Source organism: Streptomyces sp. URMC 126 (assembly GCF_051386555.1).
In the GTDB taxonomy this organism is placed as follows: domain Bacteria; phylum Actinomycetota; class Actinomycetes; order Streptomycetales; family Streptomycetaceae; genus Streptomyces.
In genome coordinates this window covers 1-19220 of sequence record NZ_JBPQTX010000029.1, presented here as the reverse complement: position 1 = coordinate 19220, position 19220 = coordinate 1, and the positions used below count along the sequence as shown (strand labels likewise).

17 protein-coding genes and 1 tRNA gene are annotated in these 19220 nt (G+C 73.9%); 4 read left to right on the top strand and 14 right to left on the bottom strand.

Features of this window, described 5'->3' with window-relative positions; all coding sequences use genetic code 11:
- The first annotated feature begins 27 nt into the window (after nt 1-27).
- Nucleotides 28-2349: a helix-hairpin-helix domain-containing protein gene (locus ACSNOK_RS06035; protein ID WP_436779540.1), complete on the top strand. Its 2322-nt coding sequence runs from the start codon at nt 28-30 to the stop codon at nt 2347-2349.
- Between the two features lie 268 nt (nt 2350-2617).
- Here the strand turns inward: ACSNOK_RS06035 and ACSNOK_RS06030 are convergent, their stop codons facing one another.
- Nucleotides 2618-3538 carry a hypothetical protein gene (locus tag ACSNOK_RS06030; protein ID WP_436779522.1) on the bottom strand — a complete coding sequence of 307 codons (921 nt, stop codon included), beginning with the start codon at nt 3536-3538 and terminating at the stop codon, nt 2618-2620.
- A 47-nt stretch (nt 3539-3585) separates the two neighbouring features.
- Here ACSNOK_RS06030 and ACSNOK_RS06025 point away from each other — a divergent pair, with 47 nt between their 5' ends.
- Nucleotides 3586-3774 carry a DUF5703 family protein gene (locus ACSNOK_RS06025; protein ID WP_078588254.1) on the top strand — a complete coding sequence of 63 codons (189 nt, stop codon included), beginning with the start codon at nt 3586-3588 and terminating at the stop codon, nt 3772-3774.
- A 236-nt stretch (nt 3775-4010) separates the two neighbouring features.
- Here ACSNOK_RS06025 and ACSNOK_RS06020 read toward each other — a convergent pair whose 3' ends face one another.
- The 3 genes from ACSNOK_RS06020 to ACSNOK_RS06010 all read right to left on the bottom strand — a co-directional run bounded on the left by ACSNOK_RS06020 (nt 4011) and on the right by ACSNOK_RS06010 (nt 6790).
- The gene (locus tag ACSNOK_RS06020) at nt 4011-4928 is read right to left on the bottom strand and encodes a chaplin family protein (RefSeq protein WP_436779521.1); all 918 of its coding nucleotides are present in this window, start codon (nt 4926-4928) and stop codon (nt 4011-4013) included.
- Nucleotides 4929-5085: 157 nt separating this feature from the next.
- Complete coding sequence (locus tag ACSNOK_RS06015; protein ID WP_436779520.1) at nt 5086-5319, bottom strand: chaplin; 234 nt, start codon at nt 5317-5319, stop codon at nt 5086-5088.
- Nucleotides 5320-5473: 154 nt separating this feature from the next.
- Nucleotides 5474-6790, bottom strand: a complete 1317-nt coding sequence (locus tag ACSNOK_RS06010; RefSeq protein WP_436779519.1) for a M20/M25/M40 family metallo-hydrolase — start codon at nt 6788-6790, stop codon at nt 5474-5476.
- Nucleotides 6791-7041: 251 nt separating this feature from the next.
- Between ACSNOK_RS06010 and ACSNOK_RS06005 the strand changes: the two genes are divergently transcribed.
- Nucleotides 7042-7129: transfer RNA gene (locus ACSNOK_RS06005), tRNA-Leu, on the top strand.
- A 141-nt stretch (nt 7130-7270) separates the two neighbouring features.
- Here the strand turns inward: ACSNOK_RS06005 and ACSNOK_RS06000 are convergent.
- From ACSNOK_RS06000 to ACSNOK_RS05985, 4 genes are all read right to left on the bottom strand, one after another.
- A complete protein-coding gene (locus tag ACSNOK_RS06000) occupies nt 7271-7900 on the bottom strand; it encodes a carbonic anhydrase (protein WP_436779518.1) in 630 nt (209 codons plus the stop codon).
- Nucleotides 7901-8010: 110 nt separating this feature from the next.
- Nucleotides 8011-9648: an AMP-binding protein gene (locus tag ACSNOK_RS05995; RefSeq protein ID WP_436779517.1), complete on the bottom strand. Its 1638-nt coding sequence runs from the start codon at nt 9646-9648 to the stop codon at nt 8011-8013.
- A gap of 86 nt (nt 9649-9734) precedes the next feature.
- A complete protein-coding gene (locus ACSNOK_RS05990) occupies nt 9735-10754 on the bottom strand; it encodes an acyl-CoA desaturase (RefSeq protein ID WP_436779516.1) in 1020 nt (339 codons plus the stop codon).
- Nucleotides 10755-10818: 64 nt separating this feature from the next.
- Complete coding sequence (locus ACSNOK_RS05985; protein ID WP_436779515.1) at nt 10819-11757, bottom strand: beta-ketoacyl-ACP synthase 3; 939 nt, start codon at nt 11755-11757, stop codon at nt 10819-10821.
- 815 nt (nt 11758-12572) lie between these two features.
- Between ACSNOK_RS05985 and ACSNOK_RS05980 the strand changes: the two genes are divergently transcribed.
- A complete protein-coding gene (locus ACSNOK_RS05980; protein ID WP_436779514.1) occupies nt 12573-12968 on the top strand; it encodes a helix-turn-helix domain-containing protein in 396 nt (131 codons plus the stop codon).
- A gap of 124 nt (nt 12969-13092) precedes the next feature.
- Here ACSNOK_RS05980 and ACSNOK_RS05975 read toward each other — a convergent pair whose 3' ends face one another.
- From ACSNOK_RS05975 to ACSNOK_RS05950, 6 genes are all read right to left on the bottom strand, one after another.
- Complete coding sequence (locus tag ACSNOK_RS05975; protein ID WP_436779513.1) at nt 13093-14070, bottom strand: SDR family NAD(P)-dependent oxidoreductase; 978 nt, start codon at nt 14068-14070, stop codon at nt 13093-13095.
- A gap of 55 nt (nt 14071-14125) precedes the next feature.
- Nucleotides 14126-15130 carry an SDR family oxidoreductase gene (locus ACSNOK_RS05970; protein ID WP_436779512.1) on the bottom strand — a complete coding sequence of 335 codons (1005 nt, stop codon included), beginning with the start codon at nt 15128-15130 and terminating at the stop codon, nt 14126-14128.
- Entirely contained in the window at nt 15127-16452 is a 1326-nt protein-coding gene (locus ACSNOK_RS05965) for an NAD(P)/FAD-dependent oxidoreductase (protein ID WP_436779511.1), read from the bottom strand. Before ACSNOK_RS05965 ends, ACSNOK_RS05970 begins: the two co-directional genes overlap by 4 nt.
- 195 nt (nt 16453-16647) lie before the next feature.
- On the bottom strand, nt 16648-17532 hold the full coding sequence (locus ACSNOK_RS05960) for a class I SAM-dependent methyltransferase (RefSeq protein WP_436779510.1): 885 nt from the start codon (nt 17530-17532) through the stop codon (nt 16648-16650).
- On the bottom strand, nt 17529-17777 hold the full coding sequence (locus tag ACSNOK_RS05955; RefSeq protein WP_436779509.1) for an acyl carrier protein: 249 nt from the start codon (nt 17775-17777) through the stop codon (nt 17529-17531). Before ACSNOK_RS05955 ends, ACSNOK_RS05960 begins: the two co-directional genes overlap by 4 nt.
- Before the next feature lie 828 nt (nt 17778-18605).
- Nucleotides 18606-19100: a DUF2867 domain-containing protein gene (locus ACSNOK_RS05950; protein ID WP_436779508.1), complete on the bottom strand. Its 495-nt coding sequence runs from the start codon at nt 19098-19100 to the stop codon at nt 18606-18608.
- Nucleotides 19101-19220: the final 120 nt, after the last annotated feature.

The following is a 19220-nucleotide window of genomic DNA, read 5'->3' as shown; positions in this document are numbered from 1 at the left end:
GCTGGCGAGGACGGCAAGCCGACGTCCGTGGGCACGCCCGGAGGCGGGGACACCACGGCGGACGCCCCGAACGCCGAGCCCGGGCCCCCGCGAGGGCCCGGCGCGGCGCCGGGCGAGGCGCCCACCGCGCCTGACGGCGTACCGACCGGTCGGCACGCCGCCGAGGCGCGGGCGGCGGCGGACGCGGCACCGGGATCCGCGTCCGGGGCGGCGCCGGGCGACGGTGAACCGTCGAGCGACCCGGGGGCGTCGGCCGACGGGCCGGAATCCGGGTCGGCCCCGGGCGAGGCCCGCAGCCAGGAGGAGACGGAGGCCGGCCGGCCGGGAGCGTCCCTCGGTGCCTCGGAGGGCCGGACCCCGGACCCCGCGGCGAGCGGCGCGCCCGCCGCCGGAGACGGGCGCGCGAGCGCCGTCGGCCCGGAGGGCGCCGCGCCGGCCGTCCCGGACGGCGGCGGTACGCCGCCGAAGCGGTCCGCCGTGGCCGAGGCGCTGGCGGCGGCCGTGCGTGCCGTGGAGAGCGGGGAACGGCCCGCCGCGTCGTTCTTCGCGCAGCCGGCCAGGCCGGCGCCCGCGCCCCGGCCGGCCGCGCGGCCGGCCCGGCCCGTGCCCGCCGTCGAAGGCCCGCTCGCCGAGGCGCCGGTGGACGAGGAGGTGCTCGCCGGGGTGCGGCGCGTGCTCGCGGCGGGCGGTGCGCCCGAGAGCCTGGCCGGGCCGGTGGTGGCCGTGCTCGGAGAGCAGGCCGCCGAAGCGCTGCGCGAGGACCCGTGGCTGCTCATGGGCGTCCGGGACGTCCGCCCCGAACAGGCGGACGGCTTCGCCCGCGCGCTGCTCGGCGACGCGTGCGGCCCCGGCGACGAACGCCGGGTACGGGCCCTCGCCGTCCGGCTGCTGGAGCGTGCCGCGCTCGCCGGGCACACCGTGCTGGAAGCGCCCGTCCTCGGCGAGGAGCTCGCCAAGCGGGCAGTCCCGGACCCCGAGGAGGCGCTCCGCGAGGTCGTCGCGGACGGCTCGGTGCTGGTCTTCCAGGAGCCTCTGCGGGCCCCCGAGACGCCCGAGGAGGTGTCCGGCGAGGCGGAGGTGCCGGTCCGGACGCTGCTCGGTCTGGACCGGTACGCCATGGCCGAGGAGAGCCTGGCCGACGGGCTCGCCCGGCTGCTCGGCACGCTCGCCGCCCGGGACCTCGACTGGGCGGGCGCCGCCGCGGCCCCCTCCCCGTCGGCCGCCGAGCTGATCCGCGCCGTGGCCGTGTCGGGCCTGGTGGCGCACAGCGGCGGCGAGGCGGCCCGCGCCGAGCCCGCGGCGGTCGTCGCCGCGGCCCGGAAGCTCGGCCTCCGCGCGGTGGCCGCGGCGTTCACCGAGGACGGCAGGCGGCGGCTGGCCGCCGCCGGGGACGCCGAGGCGGTCACGGTCGCCGGGCTGCTCGCCGGCCGTGAGGGGCCGGAGCGGGACGCCGAGGGGGCGCTCGCCGTGGACGTCCTGGCGGTGCTCGACGCCCCGCGCCTGGACGTCGAGACCGCCGCCGCGCTGGTGGAGTCGCTGCCCGACGGCGCCCGGCTGGTGCTCTCCGGCGACCCCGCCGAGCTCTGGTCGGCGGGTCCCGGACGGGTGTTCGCCGACGTCCTGGCGGCCCGCGCCTGCCCGGTGGTCGTCTCCCGCACCCCCGACTCCGGCCCCCTCGGCGAGCTGCTGTCCGGCATCGGGGCCGGTGAGCTGCTGCGCGTCGACGCCCCCGGCAAGGAGGTCGTCATCGTCCCGGTGCGGGACGCGAGCGAGGCCGTGCACCGCACGGTCCAGCTCGTCGCCGACTCCGTACCGCGCGCGTTCGGCGTCCCGCCCGAGGACACCCGGGTCGTCACGGTCGGCCACGGCGGCCCCGCCGGGACCCGGGCCCTCAACGCCGCGCTGAAGCAGCGCCTCAACCCCGGCCCCGGCCGGTTCGGCGGCTTCGACCCCGGCGACCGGATCGCGTACGTCCCCGCCCCGGGCCGGATGGTCCAGGGCACCGTGGTCTCCGGAGACGCCGACGGGCTGCGGCTCGACTGCTCGGGCACCCGCGTCGTCGTCCCGCCCGCCCGGGTGGCCGACGCGGTGCGGCACGGCTGGGCCGTCACCGCCCACCAGGCGGCCGGCACCCGCTGGCCGGCCGCGGTGGTGGTCCTGCCCGGCGACGCCGGCCCCGGCCTGACCAGGTCCTGGGTCTACACGGCGTTCGGCCGCGCCGAGCGCCACCTGTCCGTGGTGCACGGGGCGGGCCAGGACCTGCCCCGGGCCGTGGCGGAGGTACCGGCGAAGGAGCGGACGACACGGCTCCGCTCCCTGCTGAAGGCGCAGACGCCGCGGACGGAGTGACGGACGGCGACGGGTGGCTGCGGGGGCTGCCACCCGCCGCCGGGCGCGGGGACGACGGGGGCGACGAGGGCCTCCGGGCGACGGCGGTGGCCACCGTCCGCCGCCGTGCTTCCACGGCCGGCCACTTCCCCTCCGCCTCAAGAGCCCCGGCCGCCGAGGGCGGCGGCGCGGAAGTCAGGGGCTGGGAAGGCAGCGGGCGGCCGAGACGCGGACGCCAAGGCGCCCGCGCCCCGAACGAACCCGCCCCGCGAAGCGCCGGGCCGGCCGGTCAGCGGGGCGGAGCGCCACGCCCCTTCCGGCCACCGTCCGGCACCCCCGCGCCGCCGCGGGGGCTCCCGGACTCGCCGGTGTCCTGGGCCCTTTGGCCCGCGTCCCCGGCCTCTTCGTCGACTTCGTCGACGTCGTCGGAGTCCTCCGCGTCGTCGAGACTGTCGAGGTCGTCGAGATCGTCGACCACCTCGATGTCGTCGTCCGACACGACGCCCAGCACGGGCCCGTCGCCCTCGGTGCCGAGCACGACGTCGTCCAGCCCGTCGTCGTCGAGGTCGTCCAGCTCCTCGTCGAACACGGCGCTGACGTCGAACCGGCAGACCACCCGCTGTGGATCGGCCTGGTCGAAGGGGGCCGAGAGCCACTCCCCCGGCTCGGCCAGATCGTCGAGAGCGGCCACCCAGAGCGTGGAGTCGCCTTCCTCCAGGCCGAACTCCTTGTGCCGGGAGGCGATTTCATCCGGTTCGTACTCGCCGAAGAGTACGCCGAGGGCCGCGTGCACACTGCCGCCCGCGCCCCCCGCGCCGTTCCCCGGCCGGTGGAGGCCGGGCATCGGGTCGGGGACGTCGGGGTCCAGGTCGGCGACCCGCTGCGCCTGGGCGAGCAGCCGTTGCGGTTCGGCCACCGCGTAGTCCCGGCGGATCAGCACGCTCAGCGCGCTGGGCTCGTCGGGGCCGGCGTAGGCGGGCAGCGAGTCGTCACCCGGGATCTCGAAGGGCGTGACCTCGTCGTAGGCGTCGTACAGCAGCTCGTCGTACGCCTCGGCTGCCGCGGCCAGCTCGTTGAACGCGGCGTAGACGGCCGGGTCGTCCTCCCCCGACCGGCGTTCGACGGCGTCGAGGTGGCGGTCCAGAGCGGCTTTGACCGCCTCGGCGGCGGCCCGTACCTCGGCAGCGGTTGGCTGCGCAGCATCAGACATAGTGCAGACGCTATCCGTACGGAGGCTGTTCCCGCACAATAGATGCGATGCCGGAATACGAATTCTGTGATGTGTATGTGCCGCGAGGGGTCTCCCGGGGGGCTGCCACACGCCTGCTGACCGACCACGCCGAGTACGGACACTGGGAGTTGGACCGTCTGCGCCTCTTCCCCGACGGCAGCCGAAGAGTGCGGCTGCGCCGCCGGATCATCCGTCAGCTACGCGCCACCTGGTAGCCGCCGCCGGGCACCACCACGGACGCGACGGACCGCACCGGGGCCGGGCCGCCGCCCCCCTCGGCCGCGAGCCCGCCGAGGCCGGGGGAACGACGGCCCGGCCCCGCGAACGACGGGAGCGGGCCCCGGTCGCCCGGAACCCGCTCCCTCGATCCGCCGTGCGCCCGCCCGGCCGCGCCGCCCGGCTCCGCCGGGTCAGCCCCGCCGCGCGGGCTCCACCGCCTCGGCCCGCCGGATCAGCTCTGCTGACCGGCGCGCGCCCGGCGGTACAGGATGGCGCCGCCGAGCAGCAGGGCCGCGCTCGCGGCACCGGCCATGCCCAGCTCGCCCGCACCGGTGTGCGCGAGCTCGTCGTCCTTCTCCTCGACCGCCGCGGCGGCCGGCCGTGCCGGACGGTGCGCGTCCTTCACGACGGCCACCGGGACGACCGGGCCCGAGGTGACCGGGCCCGGGGTGACGTGCCCCGGCTTGTCGTGCGCCGAGTGCTCGGCGGGCGGGTTGTGGTGGCCGGACGGCTTGTGCTCGTCACACGGCTTGTCCTTGTCCCCGTGGGGCTTCGGGTGGTGGTGCGAGGGCTCGTGGCCGGACGGCTTGCCCGGGTGGTGCGGCCTGCCGTGGTCCGGGCCCTTCCCGTGATCGTGGCCGTGACCGTGGCCGTGGCCGTTGTTCACACAGGTGTTGCCGAAGGTGGGGTTGGCGACGCCGACCACGTCCACGGTGTTGCCGCAGGCGTTGACCGGCACGTCCACCGGCGCCTGGACGACGTTCCCGGAGACGACGCCGGGCGAGCCGACGGCCGCGCCCTGCGCCCCGGAGCCACCGCCGTGGTGACCGCCGTGCCCGTGCCCGTGACCCTTGCCGTGGCCGCCGCCGTGCCCGTGGCCCTGCCCGTGGGAGCCGTGGCCCCCGTGACCGCCGTTGACACAGGTGTTGCCGGAGGCGGGGTTGAGCGCTCCGACGACGTTCACGGTGTTGCCGCAGACGTTCACCGGAACGTGCACCGGCACCTGAACGGTGTTCCCGGACGCGACGCCCGGGGAGTGCGCGGCGGCGCCCTGGGCGCCGGAGTCCGCGTACGCGTAGCCACCGGTCACGGCGAGCACACTGCCCGCTGCCGCGACGGTGAGCAGGCCCTTTTTGGCGACCTGTCGCATTGCTTTGCCCCTCTGCTACTACTGCTTGCCATGCGGAACGTGGGCGGGCCGGCTGCCCGCGCACGGTGTCCGGGTCGAAAGCCCGGCGGCCCCGAAGCGCATGGCGCGCGCTCCGGAGCCGCCCGGTTCTCCATCCCTCACCCGGTGAGGGGCAACGTCACTTGTTGACGCAGGTGTTGCCGTGCGTGGGGTTGAGCAGCCCGACGACGTTGACCGTGTTGCCGCACAGGTTGACCGGCACCGTGACCGGAACCTGGACGACGTTGCCCGAGACGACGCCGGGGCTGTTCACCGCGGCGCCCTGCGCCCCGCCGGCCGCTGCTGCCAGACCCGCGCCCGTGAGCACGAGACCACCGGTGGCAGCCGCGGTGGCGACGACCTTCTTGAGCATTGGATTCCTCCTTGTTGGAATGCGATCCCAGCCGCGGACCGCACTCCCTGTAACGACACGGGGGGAATCGGGCTACGTAACCTTGAGCCTGTTCACTCTTTTCGGTGAAAAAAGCGCCAACTCCGCACAACCTGACGCTCTTTCAGAAAGCGTGTCAGCACTCATCCAGGAACCGGTCGAGCACGCGCGCACCGAATGTCAGACCATCGACGGGGACGCGCTCGTCCACCCCGTGGAACATCCCGGCGAAGTCCAGCTCCGGCGGCAGCTTCAGGGGGGCGAACCCGAAGCCGCGGATCCCGAGGTCGTCGAAGGACTTGGCGTCGGTGCCGCCGGAGAGCATGTACGGCACGGCGCGGGCGATCGGGTCCTCGGCCCGCAGCGCCGTCTGCATGGCCTGGACGAGGTCGCCGTCGAAGCCCGTCTCCAGCGCCTTGTCCGCGTGCACGTCCTCCCGCTTGACCCGCGGCCCGAGGATCCGGTCGAGATCGGCGAGGAACTCCTCCTCGTACCCCGGCAGGAACCGGCCGTCCACGTGCGCCGTGGCCTGCCCCGGGATGACGTTCACCTTGTAGCCGGCGCCCAGCATCGTCGGCGCGGCCGTGTTCCGCAGCGTCGCGCCGATGATCTTCGCGATGCCGCCCAGCTTGGCGAGGGTGGCCTCCATGTCCTCGGGGTCCAGCGGCGTGCCCAGCGCGTCCGACAGCTCGTCCAGGAAGGAGCGCACCGTCTTGGTCACCCGCACCGGGAACTGGTGCCGTCCCAGCCGGCCGACCGCCTCGCAGAGCTCGGTGATCGCGTTGTCCGTGTTGGTCATGGAGCCGTGGCCGGCGGTGCCCTCCACGGTCAGCCGCATCCAGTGCATGCCCTTCTGCGCCGTCTCGACCAGATAGAGCCGCAGATTCTCGTTGACCGTGAACGAGAAGCCGCCGACCTCGCTGATCGCCTCGGTGACCCCCTCGAAGAGGCCGGGATGCTTGTCCACCAGGTAGCGGGCGCCGTACGTACCGCCCGCCTCCTCGTCCGCCAGGAAGGCCAGCACCACGTCGCGCGGCGGCTTGCGCCCGGTCCGCATCCGGTCGCGGACGACGGCGAGGGTCATCGCGTCCATGTCCTTCATGTCGACCGCGCCGCGCCCCCACAGGCACCCGTCGGCGATCTCGCCCGCGAACGGGTGGTGGGTCCAGTCGGCGGCGTCGGCCGGGACGACGTCCGTGTGCCCGTGGATCAGCAGCGCCGGCCGCGAGGGGTCCTCACCCTCTATCCGCGCCACGGTCGAGGCCCGCCCGGGGTGCGACTCGAAGATCTGCGGCTCCAGCCCCACCTCGGCGAGCTTCTCCGCCACGTACTCGGCGGCGGCGCGCTCGCCGGGCCCGGAGTGGTCGCCGTAATTGCTGGTGTCGATCCGGATCAGGTCGCGGCAGATGTCCACGACCTCGCTCTCGGCGCCCGTCCTGTGTTCCGCGCTCACGCTGCCTCCTCGTGGTTCGCCCCCCGGGAGCCCTCTCGCACGGACCCCCGGCCTGGGCCCACCGCCATCCTGCACCCGCCGCCGCCCCGGCCCAAGGCCGCAATACCGCCGACACACTCCCGCAAGAACCCGCTGGTCGCGACCCCGCACCGGCCCCGCACCGGCCGCACGGCCGGGTGATCGAGCACCGCTCGGAACCTGGTATTGTTTTCCATGTCGCCGCGGGGAACACCCCGAGGAAACGACACCTGGTCCGGGTGGCGGAATGGCAGACGCGCTAGCTTGAGGTGCTAGTGCCCTTTATCGGGCGTGGGGGTTCAAGTCCCCCCTCGGACACCAGCAGAGACCCCAGTTCATCTGGGGTCTTTCTGTTTTTCTCCGGCTCTGGCGCGACCGACGGTCAGGCGCTCACCTCGGAGCGCGCCGGGACGGGTGGGTGGGTGGGTGAGGTGCGGCAGGCCGCCGCACCTCACCGGGAGCTCATGCCGCGTCCGGCGCCTGGACGCCCCTGGCGGTGACCACGTGGGCGGCGCCGTCCGTGAGTCGGTACGCGAGACCGACCACCGCCGTGCGGCCGGCGGCCACCGCTTCCGAGAGGGTGCGGGAGCGGTCCAGGAGCAGGTCGACGGTGTGCCGGATGTGCTCGGCTATGAAGTCCTCCTCCTCCGTGCGGCCCGCGGCGCGGACGGCCAGCACGCTGGTGGTGACCCGCTCGATGACGTCCCGCACGTAGCCGCTCGCCGTCGTGCCGTCCTGGACGGCGGACCGGGTGGCGGCGACCGCGCCGCAGGAGTCGTGGCCCAGCACCACGACCAGCGGGCAGCCGAGCACGCTCACGCCGTACTCGATGCTGCCCAGCACCTCGGGACCGGCGACGTGGCCCGCCGTGCGGACGACGAACAGGTCGCCCAGCCCCCGGTCGAAGATGATCTCGGCGGCCAGGCGGGAGTCGGAGCAGCCGAACAGCACGGCGAACGGGTTCTGGGCGGGGACGACCTCGGTCCGGCGGGCAGCGTCCTGGTTCGGGTGCTCCTGGGCGCCCGAAACGAACCGCTTGTTGCCGGCCAGTAGTACGTCGAGGGCTTCCTGAGGGCTGAGCGCATCGGTCATGACCTGCAGGTTACGGGGCGTTCCCGGCGGAGCGCGAGCCGCTTCCGGGTTTTTCGTACCCGGGGCTTCGCACCGCGCCCGGGGCCCGTCCGCCGCGCTCCCCCGCCGGTTCAGTTCAGAGAGATCCGGGCCTCCGGGGCGAGGGTGGTGTCGGTGAGGAGGGCGCGGCAGCGGAAGCGCTGGATCTTGCCGCTGGGGGTTTTGGGGAGGACGCCGCGTGGGAGGAAGAGGCATTCGTCGAGGGCCACGCCCGCTTTCTCGCGGGCCAGGGCGGCGGCCTCCTCGGCGATGGGGCGGAAGTCCTTGGGCCTGCCCTGGGCTTCCAGCATGAGGACGAGGCGGGTGGCGCCCGTGTCGGCGGCGTCGACGACGGCCGCGCAGCCCTTGCGGACGTTCTTCAGGGAGTCGACGGCCGACTCGATCTCGGAGGCGTAGACCTTGCGGCCGCCCACCGACAGCATGTCGTCGGCCCGGCCGAGGACGTACAGCTCGCCGTCCTTGAGGAAGCCGAGGTCGCCGGTGCGCAGCCGGCCGTCGTGGAAGCGGGCGGCGGTGCGGTCGGGGTCGGCGTAGTAGCCCTGGGCGAGGCTGGGTGAGGAGACCTCGATCTCGGTGACGCGGCCGGAGTCGCCGGCCCGGATCCCGACGCCGGGGAGCGGGACCCCGTTGGAGACCAGGCGGGTCGCGTGGGGGTGGTCCGGGTCGGTCTCCACCGCCTTGCCCTCCACCAGCGACGGGCCGTGGAAGGCGAGGGCGCGCGGCGCCTGGTCCCAGGGCTTGCCGGTGACGGCGAGGGTGGCCTCGGCCATGCCGTAGGCGGGCTGGAACGCCGTGTCCGTGAGGCCGAAGGGGCGGAACGCCGCGGTGGCGGCGGCCAGGGTGCCCCAGTCGACGCGCTCGGCGCCGATGACGGCGGCGCGCAGGCGCAGCTCCTTGGGGAGGGTGCCCCTCCCCTGGGCCCGGGCGGCGAGGTGGACGGCGGTGCTGGTGCCGGCCGTCATGGTGGCCTCGTACTCGGACATGTCGCGGAACCAGGAGCGCGGGGCGAGGCCGAACCGCTCGGGGGTGGAGAGGACGAAGTGGAAGTCGTAGGCCCAGGAGTAGAGCAGGCAGCCGAACATGCCCATGTCGTGCGAGAGCGGGAGCCAGCAGGCGACGGTGTCGGCGCCGGGGCGGCCGCCCGTCAGATGCAGGATGATCTCCAGCTGCCGCTCGATCGCTCGGGTGGTGAGGGCGCAGCCCTTGGGGGTGCTGGTGCTGCCGGAGGAGTACTGGACGAAGGCCAGGTCGTCCCGGCCGGGCGGGCTCGGGGTGAAGCCGGTGCCGGTGGGGGCGCCGGCGCGGAGGGCGGTCCAGCCGACGGTGGGGAGGGCGTCGGCGAGCCGGGGCGGGAACGTCGCGGCGATCCCTTCGTCGGCCAGGAGCAGGGCCGGGTCCAGCCGGGCGGTGAGCGCGACGAGCTGGTCTCCGTACGCCTTCTCGCTCTGGCCTCGGGTGGGCAGCGGCAGGGAGGCGACGGCGCCGCCCGCCAGCCAGACGGCGAGCAGGCCGCGGACGGCGTCGGGGGTGTTGGTGAGGACGCAGGCGACGCGGGTTCCGGGGCGTACGCCGAGGGTCCGCAGCCGGGCGGCCATGCCGTGGGCGTCCCGGACGACGTCGCGCCAGGGGGTGTGCTCGAAGACGTCGCCCGACCAGGCGTGCAGGACGCCGCGCGAGGATCCGTTGGTGAGGGCGGAGAAGAAATCCATGGTGTGGCCGAACTCCCCGTGGTGGTGGTTCCGTTGTGGTGCGCCCGGGGCCGGTGCGGTGGGGGCGCACCGGCCGCCGGGCGGTGTCACTCGACGTCGACGAGGGTGGGATCGCTGGGCCGGTCGCTCTTCCTGCGCTCCGCGAGGGGCGCGAGGTGCTGCTGGGACGCGAGGAGCCGGGCCTGGTCGTCGGTGGAGCCGCCGCTGACCCGGCTGATCCCGGCCTCGCGCATCTCCATGCGCTCCGGGTCGATCCGGATGACCTTCCAGGCCAGACCGGTCTTCTCCAGGCTCCAGATGAGGATGGCGGAGAGGTCGACCTCGTACCACTTCATGCCGTGCCGGGCGGACCGGGGGAAGGCGTGGTGGTTGTTGTGCCAGGCCTCGCCGAAGGAGGGCACGCTCAGCCAGGCGACGTTGCGGGACTCGTCGGTGGTCTCGAAGCGGCGGCGGCCGAAGTAGTGGCCGACGGAGTTCACCGCGTATGTCATGTGGTTGATGAGGAAGATGCGGACGAGACCGCCCCAGAGCATGCCGGTCAGGCCCGCGGTGAGGCTGCCGCCGGTGATCGCGAAGGCGAGCAGGCCGGGCAGGAGCACGCCCGCGGCGGTGACCAGGACGAGGTGCTCGCTCAGCCAGCGCAGCGGCTTCTCACGGACCAGGTCCGGGCAGTAGCGCATCGGGTCGGAGGTGAGCTTCTCGTCGAACAGCCAGCCCAGGTGGGCGTGCCACAGGCCGGTCATGGTGCCCTTGAAGCCGGGCGGGAAGTCCAGGTGCGGCGAGTGAGGGTCGCCCTCCTTGTCGGCGACGCGGTGGTGCTTGCGGTGGTGGGCGGCCCAGATCAGCGGCGGCCCCTGGCCGGCCATGACGCCGGCGGTGGCCAGGGCGACGCGGATGGGCTTGTGGGTCTCGAACGAGCGGTGGGTGAGCATGCGGTGGTAGCCGGTGGAGATCCCGAACCCGGAGACCGCGTACATGATCACGAGGACCACGGCGTCGGACCAGGAGAAGATCTTGTTCCACAGCAGCGCCATGGAGGCCAGGACCGCCAGCAGCGGGATGACGGACGCGCCGAGGATGAACCAGCGGTGTTCCCTGCCGTCCATTGCCTCAACCCCTTCCAATGGGAACGAACTAGCGGACGTGTACGACGGATGCGCGGCCCGCGCTTCACGGGCAGCGGACGACTTGGGCGGCGTAGCTGAGGCCCGCCCCGAACCCCATGAGCAGCACCGGGTCCCCCGACCCGACCTCGCCCAGGTCGATGAGGCGGGACAGGGCGAGCGGGACGGAGGCGGCGGAGGTGTTGCCGGTGTGGACGATGTCGCGGGCGACGGCCGCCCGGTCGGCGCCCAGGCGTTCGGCCAGCCGCTCGATCATGCGCAGGTTGGCCTGGTGGGTGACGAAGCCCCGTAGCTCGGCGGGGGCCAGGCCGGCCCGGGCGCAGGCCTCCGCGGCGACGTCCACCAGCTCGGTGGTCACCCAGCGGTAGACGGCCTGCCCCCGCATCGTCACGCTGCCGTGCCGGCCGGGGATGGCGACCAGGTCGGCCTGGTCGCCGTCGCCGCCCCAGACGACGGGGTGGATGCCGGGGCGTTCGTCGGCGACGACGACCGCCGCGCCGGCGCCGTCGGCGAAGACGGTGGCGGTGTCCACGTCGGTGGGGTCCACCCAGTCGGTCATCCGCTCGGCGCCGACGACCAGGGCGCGCCGGCTGGTGCCGGACCGCACCAGGCCGTCGGCGACGCCGAGACCGTAACAGAAGCCCGCACACGCGGCGTTGACGTCGAAGGCGGCGATCCGGGGGACGCCGAGCAGCGCGGCCACCGTCGCCGCTCCGTTGGGCATGGGGGACGGCATCGAGCAGGTGGCGAGGACCAGCAGGTCGATGTCGGCCGGGGCGAGGCCGGCGGCGGAGAGCGCCTTGGCGGCGGCCGTGGCGGCCATGGACGGCACCGAGTCGTGTGCACCCGCGAAGCGGCGCTCCCGGATGCCCACGCGCCGCTCGATCCACTCGGCGGAGACGCCCAGGGGCGCGCCGAGCGTGCCGCTGTCGACGATCCGCTCCGGGCGGAAGCCGGCGACGGCCGCGATGCGGGAGCCGGCCACGGGGACGGTCCCCGCGGCGGAGGAGCCGGACGGGCCGCCGGACGGGTCGGGCGCCGCGTGACCTGAGGGGCCGGACGGTGGGAGCGGCCCGGAAGCCGGGGACGCCGAAGACAGCGAAGACGGTACGGACGGTGTGGACGGCCTGGACGGCCTGGGCGGCGTGGGCAACGTACGGTTCACCTCGTCGGGTCGGCGGCGGGGGACGGCGGGGCGGGCGCCCGGCCCAAGTCCCCGTACGGTCCGGGGTGCGCGGCCGCGCCGGCGCCCGTCGGTGGACGGGACCGCCGCCGTACGGGCGCGCGCTCGTGGCGCTCCCCCGCCGCACGGCCGGCGCGCCCCGCCGGAACGCGGCCGCGAATCCCGTTTCGCGGCCGGGCGGAAGGAATGCGGGAGGGAAAGACAAACGTTCGTTCCGGTTTTCCCGCATGATCCGAAAGCTTGTATCGGACTCTTCCTCGTCCTAGGCTGCCCGAACAGGGCGATGGGGCCGTGTGAGTTCCGCGCGAGCGCGCTTCGGCACACCGCGAATGCGTACCGCTGTACGGAAGTTGCGGCTCACACCTCGCCCGCCCGGTGTCCACGACGTCCACGGGGAGAGCTTGACGGGGAGGTGGATTACCGGTAGTACGCGCGGCCGGCGAGGCCGCGCCGACCACTGTCGGGCCGAAGGGGGGAAGGCCGATCGTGTCCGCATTTCCACGGGTAATCCGCAGAGCGGTGCCGGAGTTAGCGAGCGCCGTGAGGCTCGGTCGTCGCTTGAAGACCTCCGCCTTTTTCCCTTTCGCCGACCATTCCTTTGAGGAGTCAGGAAGCACATGAACGGGGAACACGGGGGAAATCCCTCGGCGCGCGTCCGCGCCGAGGTGCACGCGCACGGCGGAAAGAGCGCTGAAGCGGGCATCGCGACGGCCGTCGCGCCCGGCAGGAGCGCCGCCGTCCCGCTGCCGCGCGGCGGCCGGGGCACCGGGGTGCCCCGGTCGGCGCTGCGGACGCTCACTCCACGGGAGCGCGAGGTGCTGAGCGTCCTGCCGAGCGGCGAGGGGAACGTCGCCATCGCCCGCAGGCTGGGCATCGCCGAGCGCACGGTCAAGGCCCATCTGACCAGCATCACGCGGAAGTTGGGGCTGCGCTCCCGGGTGGAGGCGGCACTGCTGTCGGCCGAGTGGGCCGACGAGCTGCGTGTCGACCGCGCGGACACGGACCGGACGTAGGGCTGCGGCGGGCACGGGCGGCACCTCCTCCATGGGGTTGTCCTCTCGGGTGGACGACGGGCGGGCCGGTGGGCCGGCCTCCGCCGGGTTCTGCCGCGCGGGCCCGGCGGCCCGCCCGTGCCCGCTATCCCCGGCCCGCGCCGTCGACCGCCTTGGTCAGCCGGTGCATCCGGGTGGCCAGGCTCATCCGGCCCTCCAGGCGGAACGCCGGCGGGCGCCGGCCGTCCACGTCCGCGAAGCCGTACTCGACCGCCAGGTCGCCGGTGCTGAGCACCCGCCCCGACTTCTCGCCGACCGCCGGGTCGGCGAGCAGCGCGGCGACGGCCCGGCCCACGTACTCCGGGGAGTGCACCACCGCCGCCGGGCCGCTGCCCATCAGCTCCCAGGCGGCGGCCACCCGCTCGGTGCGGACGAAGCCCGGGTGCAGCGACACCGCGGCGACCCCGCGCTTGCGCAGGTCGGCGGCCATGCCGCGGCACATCCGGTCGGCGGCGGACTTGAACACGTCGTAGCCGACCTGGCCGAGGTAGACGTCGCCGTCGGTGAAGCTGATGCCCACCACCAGGCCGCGGTCCCGTTCGAACATCAGCGGGACGAGCCGCCGGGTGACGTCGTACTGGCCGCGCAGCGACGCCTCGAACAGCTCGTAGCGCCACATCGGCTGGTCCCAGAAGGGCGCGTCGAAGCGGACGTCGGCGGAGCGTTCGTAGCCGCCCCAGGCGTTGTTGACGAGCAGGTCGAGCCGGCCCTGGTCGGCGCGGATCCGGTCGGCGAGCGCCTCGTTGTCGGCGGCCGAGCCGTGGTCGCAGCGGAGCGCCACGCCCTTGCCGCCGCGCGCGGTGACCTCGTCGGCGGTGTCGTCGACGGTGCCGGGCAGGTCCTCGGTGCGGGCGCCGCCGCGGGTGCTGCGGCCCGTGACGTACACGGTGGCGCCCGCGGCGCCCAGGGCGAGGGCGATGCCCCGGCCCACGCCGCGGCTGGCGCCCGTCACCACGGCCACCTTCCCGGACAGGTCCGGCGGGGTCCAGTCGTCGGTCACTCCCGTTTCGGCAGTCACTCCCGTTTCGGCAGTCGCTCCGGTCTCGCCGGTCGCTTCGGTCATCGCGGTGTCCTCCGTCGTGGTTCGTGATCCGGCCGGCGTCCTCGCGGCGCGCGGTTCAGGCGAGGTGCCGGGCCGCGTACGCGAGGGTGGCGGCGTAGGCCGCCGTGTCGTCGAGCCGCGGCAGCCCGTACCGCTCCCGGAGTACGGGCATCGAGGTGGGCAGCACGCCGCCGCTGCACCGGGTCACCTCGCTGACGTCCCGCAGCACCGACAGGTACGAGCGGGTCATCGGCGGCTGTCCGCTGAAGGCGTCGGGGGCGAGAGCGTCGGCGTCCCGCATCGGCGGCACGGTCAGCTCCCGGCCGCGTTCGGCCGCCTGTTTCACGACGACCCCGACACAGGTCTCGACGTCCATCGCCTCGGGGCCCAGGGTGACCCACCACTCCCCCGCGTCGTCGCCGCGTTCGACCGCCCGCAGGACCGCCCTGGACAGCAGGTCCTGGGGGACGAAGTCCATCCGGATGCCGGGGTGGACGGGCAGGAAGGGGGCCCGGCCGCGGCCCAGCCAGTCGGACATCTGCTGGACGATCTGTGGCTGGGAGGTCCAGCCGGTGACCGAGTCGCCGATGAGGTTGGTGGGACGGTAGATGGCGTGCGGTACGCCGGAGGAGCGCAGGAGTTCCTCGGCGGCGAGCTTGGAGGCGATGTAGTTCCGGCACACGTTCTCCGCGCGCAGCGGCACGGGGGCGGTGTCCGCGAGCGCCGCCACGAACGCCGTGCTCATGAAGTGCACGGCCGCGCCCGCTTCCCGGGCGAACTCGATCACCCGGCGGGTGCCGTCGACGTTGACGGGCTCGTAGCGTTCGGCGGGCAGCCCCCACTCCGTCAGGCCGGCGGAGTGGATGACGACGTCGACGCGGGCGGCGAGTTCGGCGTACGCGTCGGGGTCGAGCCCGAACCGCTCGCGGGTGACGTCGCAGGGCACGACGGGCTCGGTCGCGTCGGGCACGGCGGCCGTGCGGGCGGCGGGCAGCAGGCGGACGGTGCCGGGCTCGCGGAGCAGGGAGCGGCCGACGACGCCGGTGGCGCCGGTGAGCAGCGCGGTGCGGGGGGCGGTCACGGGCGCGACTCCTTCCAGTTCATGAGCCGCGTCGCCGCGCGGGCCCCGACGTACAGGGCGGGCTCCGGCGGGAAGGAGGCGGGCGGGCGGCGGCGTCCGTCGTCCACGAAGAGGAGTCGCGAGTGCGGGGTGTCCTTGCTGAGGGCGAGGTCGCGGAGGACCTTGCCGCCGGTGTGGGTGGCGGCGATGCCGTTGCCGCAGTAGCCGTACCCGTAGAGGATCCGGCCGCCGGCGAGGGTGCCGAAGTGCGGGGCGTAGTCGCGGACGACGTCGGCGGTCCCGCCGTACGCGTAAGCGAACTCCACGTCCGACCACATCGGGAAGAAGCGCAGGAACTCCCGGTGGATGGCGCGGTAGACCTCGGGGCGGTTCATGTTGCGCTGCCGCTTGTCCCGGCCCCAGTAGTAGGGGGCGGGGCCGCCGGCGAACATGATCCGGTTGTCGTGGGTGAACCGGGCGCAGGTCAGCAGGGACTTGGCCTCGACCAGGCCCTCCCGGCCCGCCCACGGGACGCGGGCCAGCTGGGCGTCGGTGAGCGGCTCGCTCACCATGGCGTACGTCCAGATCGGCACGACCTTGCGGCGGAACGGCGGGAAGGCGTCCATGTGCACATTGGTGGCGAGCACCGCCTTGTCGGCCTTCACCCGGCCGCCGGGCGTGACGACGACGGGCCGGACGCCCGGCTCCACGCGCAGGCAGGGCGTGCCGTCGTAGAGGGTGACGCCCTTCTCGCGCACCACCCGGGCCAGCCCGCGGGCCAGTTTGAACGGGTTGACCAGCGCGCCGCCGGTGCGCATGCCGGCGGCGACGGCGGGTGAGCCGATGACGGCCATCGCCTCCTCGCGCGGCATGATCTCGGGCGGCGCGGCGCCCATCCGGACGGCGAGGTCGCGGTCCTCCTCCAGCCGGCGGAGCTGGGCGGCGTCGGTGGCCACCATCAGGTAGTCGGTGGCCTCGTACTCGGCGTCGACCTTGTTCTTGCGGGTGAAGCGGCCGATCTCCAGGATCGACCGGCCGACCGCCTGGGACGCTTCCAGGGCGCGTTCCTCGCCGAACTGCTTGACCAGCGCCTGGATGTCCTTGCCGATGGTCGGCGTGACGAATCCGTCGGCGCGGCCCGAGGCGCCGTAACCGGAGTGGTGGGCCTCGACGATACGGATGTCGAGCGCCGGCTCGGCCTCCTTCAGGAAATAGGCCGTCCACAGTCCGGTGAATCCCCCGCCCACGACGCAGACGTCACAGTCGACGGATTCCCGCAAGGGGGGACCGGGGGTGACCGGTTCCGTGTCGTGCCAGTACACGACGTGCTTGTACGCGTTCAATGAGTGCTCCTCGACGGCCCCGCCGCGGCGGCTTCGGCCGTGCGCGGCCGTGCCCGGCCGGTGCTGTGCGGGTCTGTTCAGGCCTGTTCGGACGGCTTCTCTTCCGGTCTCCGGACCGCTTCGGTTTGCGGGACGAATGCGGAAGCGGCTTCCCGGACGGCTTCCGTTACGGGTCTCCGGACGGCCGCGGAATGCTCAGACGGCTTCGAAGACGATGCGGGAAAGCCCCAGGTGCCGGTTGGCGAAATGCCCGACCGTCGCGCCCAGATACCGCTCGTAGTCGGTGACGTTCTTCTCGCCGGCGATGGCGACGGCCTCGTCCCGGTGCGCGCGGAGCCGGTTCAGCCACTCCCCGCAGGTTCGTGCGTAGTGGTCGGGATCGTTGCGCAGCCGGACCACGTCGAAACGCTTCTCCGCGGCTTCCAGCACCTCGGCGAGGGCGGGGATCTCGGATTCCGGGAAGATGTGGTCGATGATGAACATCAGGTCGCGGACGGTCTGTTTGTCCATCCGGACGTTGTTGCCCTTGACGTTGGTCTGGAGGGCGATCCTGCCGCCCGCGGGCAGCCAGGACCGGCACCGCTCGAAGAACTCCCGGTAGGCCGCGACGCGCTCGGCGCGGCTCAGTCCGGTGCGGGCGAAGTGCTCGAACGCGCCGATGGAGAGGATCGCGTCGTAGGGTTCCGCCGGCTCGTGGTCGAGCCAGTTCTCGACCCGCACCTCGGTGCGCGGCAGGGCGCGCTCGCGCAGCAGTTCCGCCTGGCTCTCGCTGAGCGTCAGCCCCACGGCGTGCCCCACGCCGTGTTCGTTCACCAGGCGCTCCAGCAGGCTGCCCCAGCCGCAGCCGACGTCGAGCACCCGCCCGGCGCCGGCCGCCCGCGCGCCCTCGACCAGGTGGTCCAGCTTGCGCCGCTGCGCCGTCTCCAGGGTGTCGGCCGCCGCGTCGGGGCCGTCGTCCCACAGGGCGCAGGTGTACGTCATGGACGTGTCCAGCCACAGGGCGAAGAAGTCGTTGGACAGGTCGTAGTGGTGGCGGACGGCCTCCGCCGTGGCGCCCAGGTAGCCGGCGGACGCGGTCACGCCGCGGTTCCCGACGTGGTCTCCTCGGCGAGCCGCACCAGGTCGCCCACGGTCTTCACGCTCGCGGCCCGGGAGGGGTCGAATTCGATGTCGAGGTCGTCCTCAATGGAGTAGACGATGTCGGCGATCTGGAGGCTGGACAGGCCCACCGAGTCGAAGGCGGTGTCGGCGTTCAGCACATGCGCGTCCGCCTTTCCGCCGAGCTTCTTGGCGATACGGGCGCAGACCTCTTCAGCAGTGATCACGTGACGGCCTTCCTGTCTTTCCGGTCTTTCCGGTCTTTCCGGTGCGCGGTGTCTGGTGTCGGTGCCCGATGCCCCGGGAATGCGGTGCGCCGGAGGGCGGAATGGGTAGGGAAAGAGTCCGCGGATCGGCCGCGGACGCCGCGGGACGCGACCCTTCGGGTGCTCGGGAGGATTCCCGTGGAATCCCGTTCGGGGAACGATTCCGGCGGTTTCCGATTCCGCCGTACGCGATTCCACACCTTTCCGTACGCGTTTCCGCGCATGTCTCCGTGCCCGCCGGCCCCGCCCCGGCCCGGGATTCCACGGGCCGCTTACGGCCGTTCGGCATCCCCACCCGGAACGGAAACCGCCACGGCCCTCTTGACCAATGGCTCCGACATGAAGTGTCACTGACCATACCCAGCCGCCTGACCGCACTCCATTGCCCTTTAGGGCAATGATCATCGGCGTGTGGTGATTACTGGCGGAAATGGCGGTGAGGTGTTTTCCTTGGCCGGGACGGGCGACTTTGGCGGCACGGGCGCGGGCCCGCCCTCGGCGCGGCGCGTCCGGCGCGCGGGCGCGGGCGCGGCTCTCCCGGATCGGCGCCCTCGTCTCGCCGGCCGGCGAGGCGAAGTGAACGGGCAGGCGGGCAGGGCGAGAAGGGGACGTCCCGCCGCCACGGAGGCCGTCTCGGCGGGTACGGCCGACGAGTTCCGGCGCGGGTACGGCCGGGCGCGCTGAGCGCGTACGACCCGGCGCTTCAGCGCGTACGCGGCACTGTCAGCACGTACAGCCCGGCACCCTCAGCGCGTACAGCCCGGCACCCTCAGCGCGTACGCGGCACTCTCAGCGCGTACGGCTCACCGCGCCCAGCGACCGGCAGGCGCGCCGGAGCAGGAAGGGCACCACGATGTGGTGCACCGGCCGGGCCGCGCTCCACAGCGGGCCCGCGGCGCGGCCCTTGAAGCGCACGGCCGTGCTCCAGACCACGCGCCCGTCCTGGACGAGCACCACGTTGTACGTGGCGAACCGGCCCGAATGGCCGTCCACGGTCAGCGAGTCGGGGGTGGAACCGGCGATGCGCCAGCCCAGGACGTGTCCGGCGGATCCGGTGGCCGGCCCCATGCGCAGGCCGAGGACCGAGGTCCAGCCCAGGCGCAGCACGGGGCGCAGCGGTGCGGGAGCGTCCTCGAAGACGGCCCGCGCCCACTGCTCGGGCGTCCGGGCGCGGGGGTCCTCGACCGGTATCGCGAAGGCGGACGCGTAGTGTGCCCCGGCGAATTCCGGTCGCTCGGCGAGGGGTTGGGGCACGGGGATCCGGCGCGCCTTCGGAACGGTCATGGTGCGAACCCTTTCGGCCGAGGGACCGGGACGGTACAGCAGCGTAACCGATCAGCGACAAAGGCCCCAGGGGCCACGGGAGTTACACCATCCGGCCCCGTCGGACGCCCTCCCCGGACC

Bases quoted from the DNA above. Each gene is read 5' to 3' on its own strand.
- ACSNOK_RS05980 (WP_436779514.1), top strand. From the start codon at position 12,573: ATGAACGGGGAACACGGGGGAAATCCCTCGGCGCGCGTCCGCGCCGAG.
- ACSNOK_RS06015 (WP_436779520.1), bottom strand. From the start codon at position 5,319: ATGCTCAAGAAGGTCGTCGCCACCGCGGCTGCCACCGGTGGTCTCGTG.
- ACSNOK_RS06025 (WP_078588254.1), top strand. From the start codon at position 3,586: ATGCCGGAATACGAATTCTGTGATGTGTATGTGCCGCGAGGGGTCTCC.
- ACSNOK_RS05950 (WP_436779508.1), bottom strand. From the start codon at position 19,100: ATGACCGTTCCGAAGGCGCGCCGGATCCCCGTGCCCCAACCCCTCGCC.
- ACSNOK_RS05995 (WP_436779517.1), bottom strand. From the start codon at position 9,648: ATGGATTTCTTCTCCGCCCTCACCAACGGATCCTCGCGCGGCGTCCTG.
- ACSNOK_RS06020 (WP_436779521.1), bottom strand. From the start codon at position 4,928: ATGCGACAGGTCGCCAAAAAGGGCCTGCTCACCGTCGCGGCAGCGGGC.
- ACSNOK_RS05975 (WP_436779513.1), bottom strand. From the start codon at position 14,070: ATGACCGAAGCGACCGGCGAGACCGGAGCGACTGCCGAAACGGGAGTG.
- ACSNOK_RS05990 (WP_436779516.1), bottom strand. From the start codon at position 10,754: ATGGACGGCAGGGAACACCGCTGGTTCATCCTCGGCGCGTCCGTCATC.
- ACSNOK_RS06000 (WP_436779518.1), bottom strand. From the start codon at position 7,900: ATGACCGATGCGCTCAGCCCTCAGGAAGCCCTCGACGTACTACTGGCC.
- ACSNOK_RS06030 (WP_436779522.1), bottom strand. From the start codon at position 3,538: ATGTCTGATGCTGCGCAGCCAACCGCTGCCGAGGTACGGGCCGCCGCC.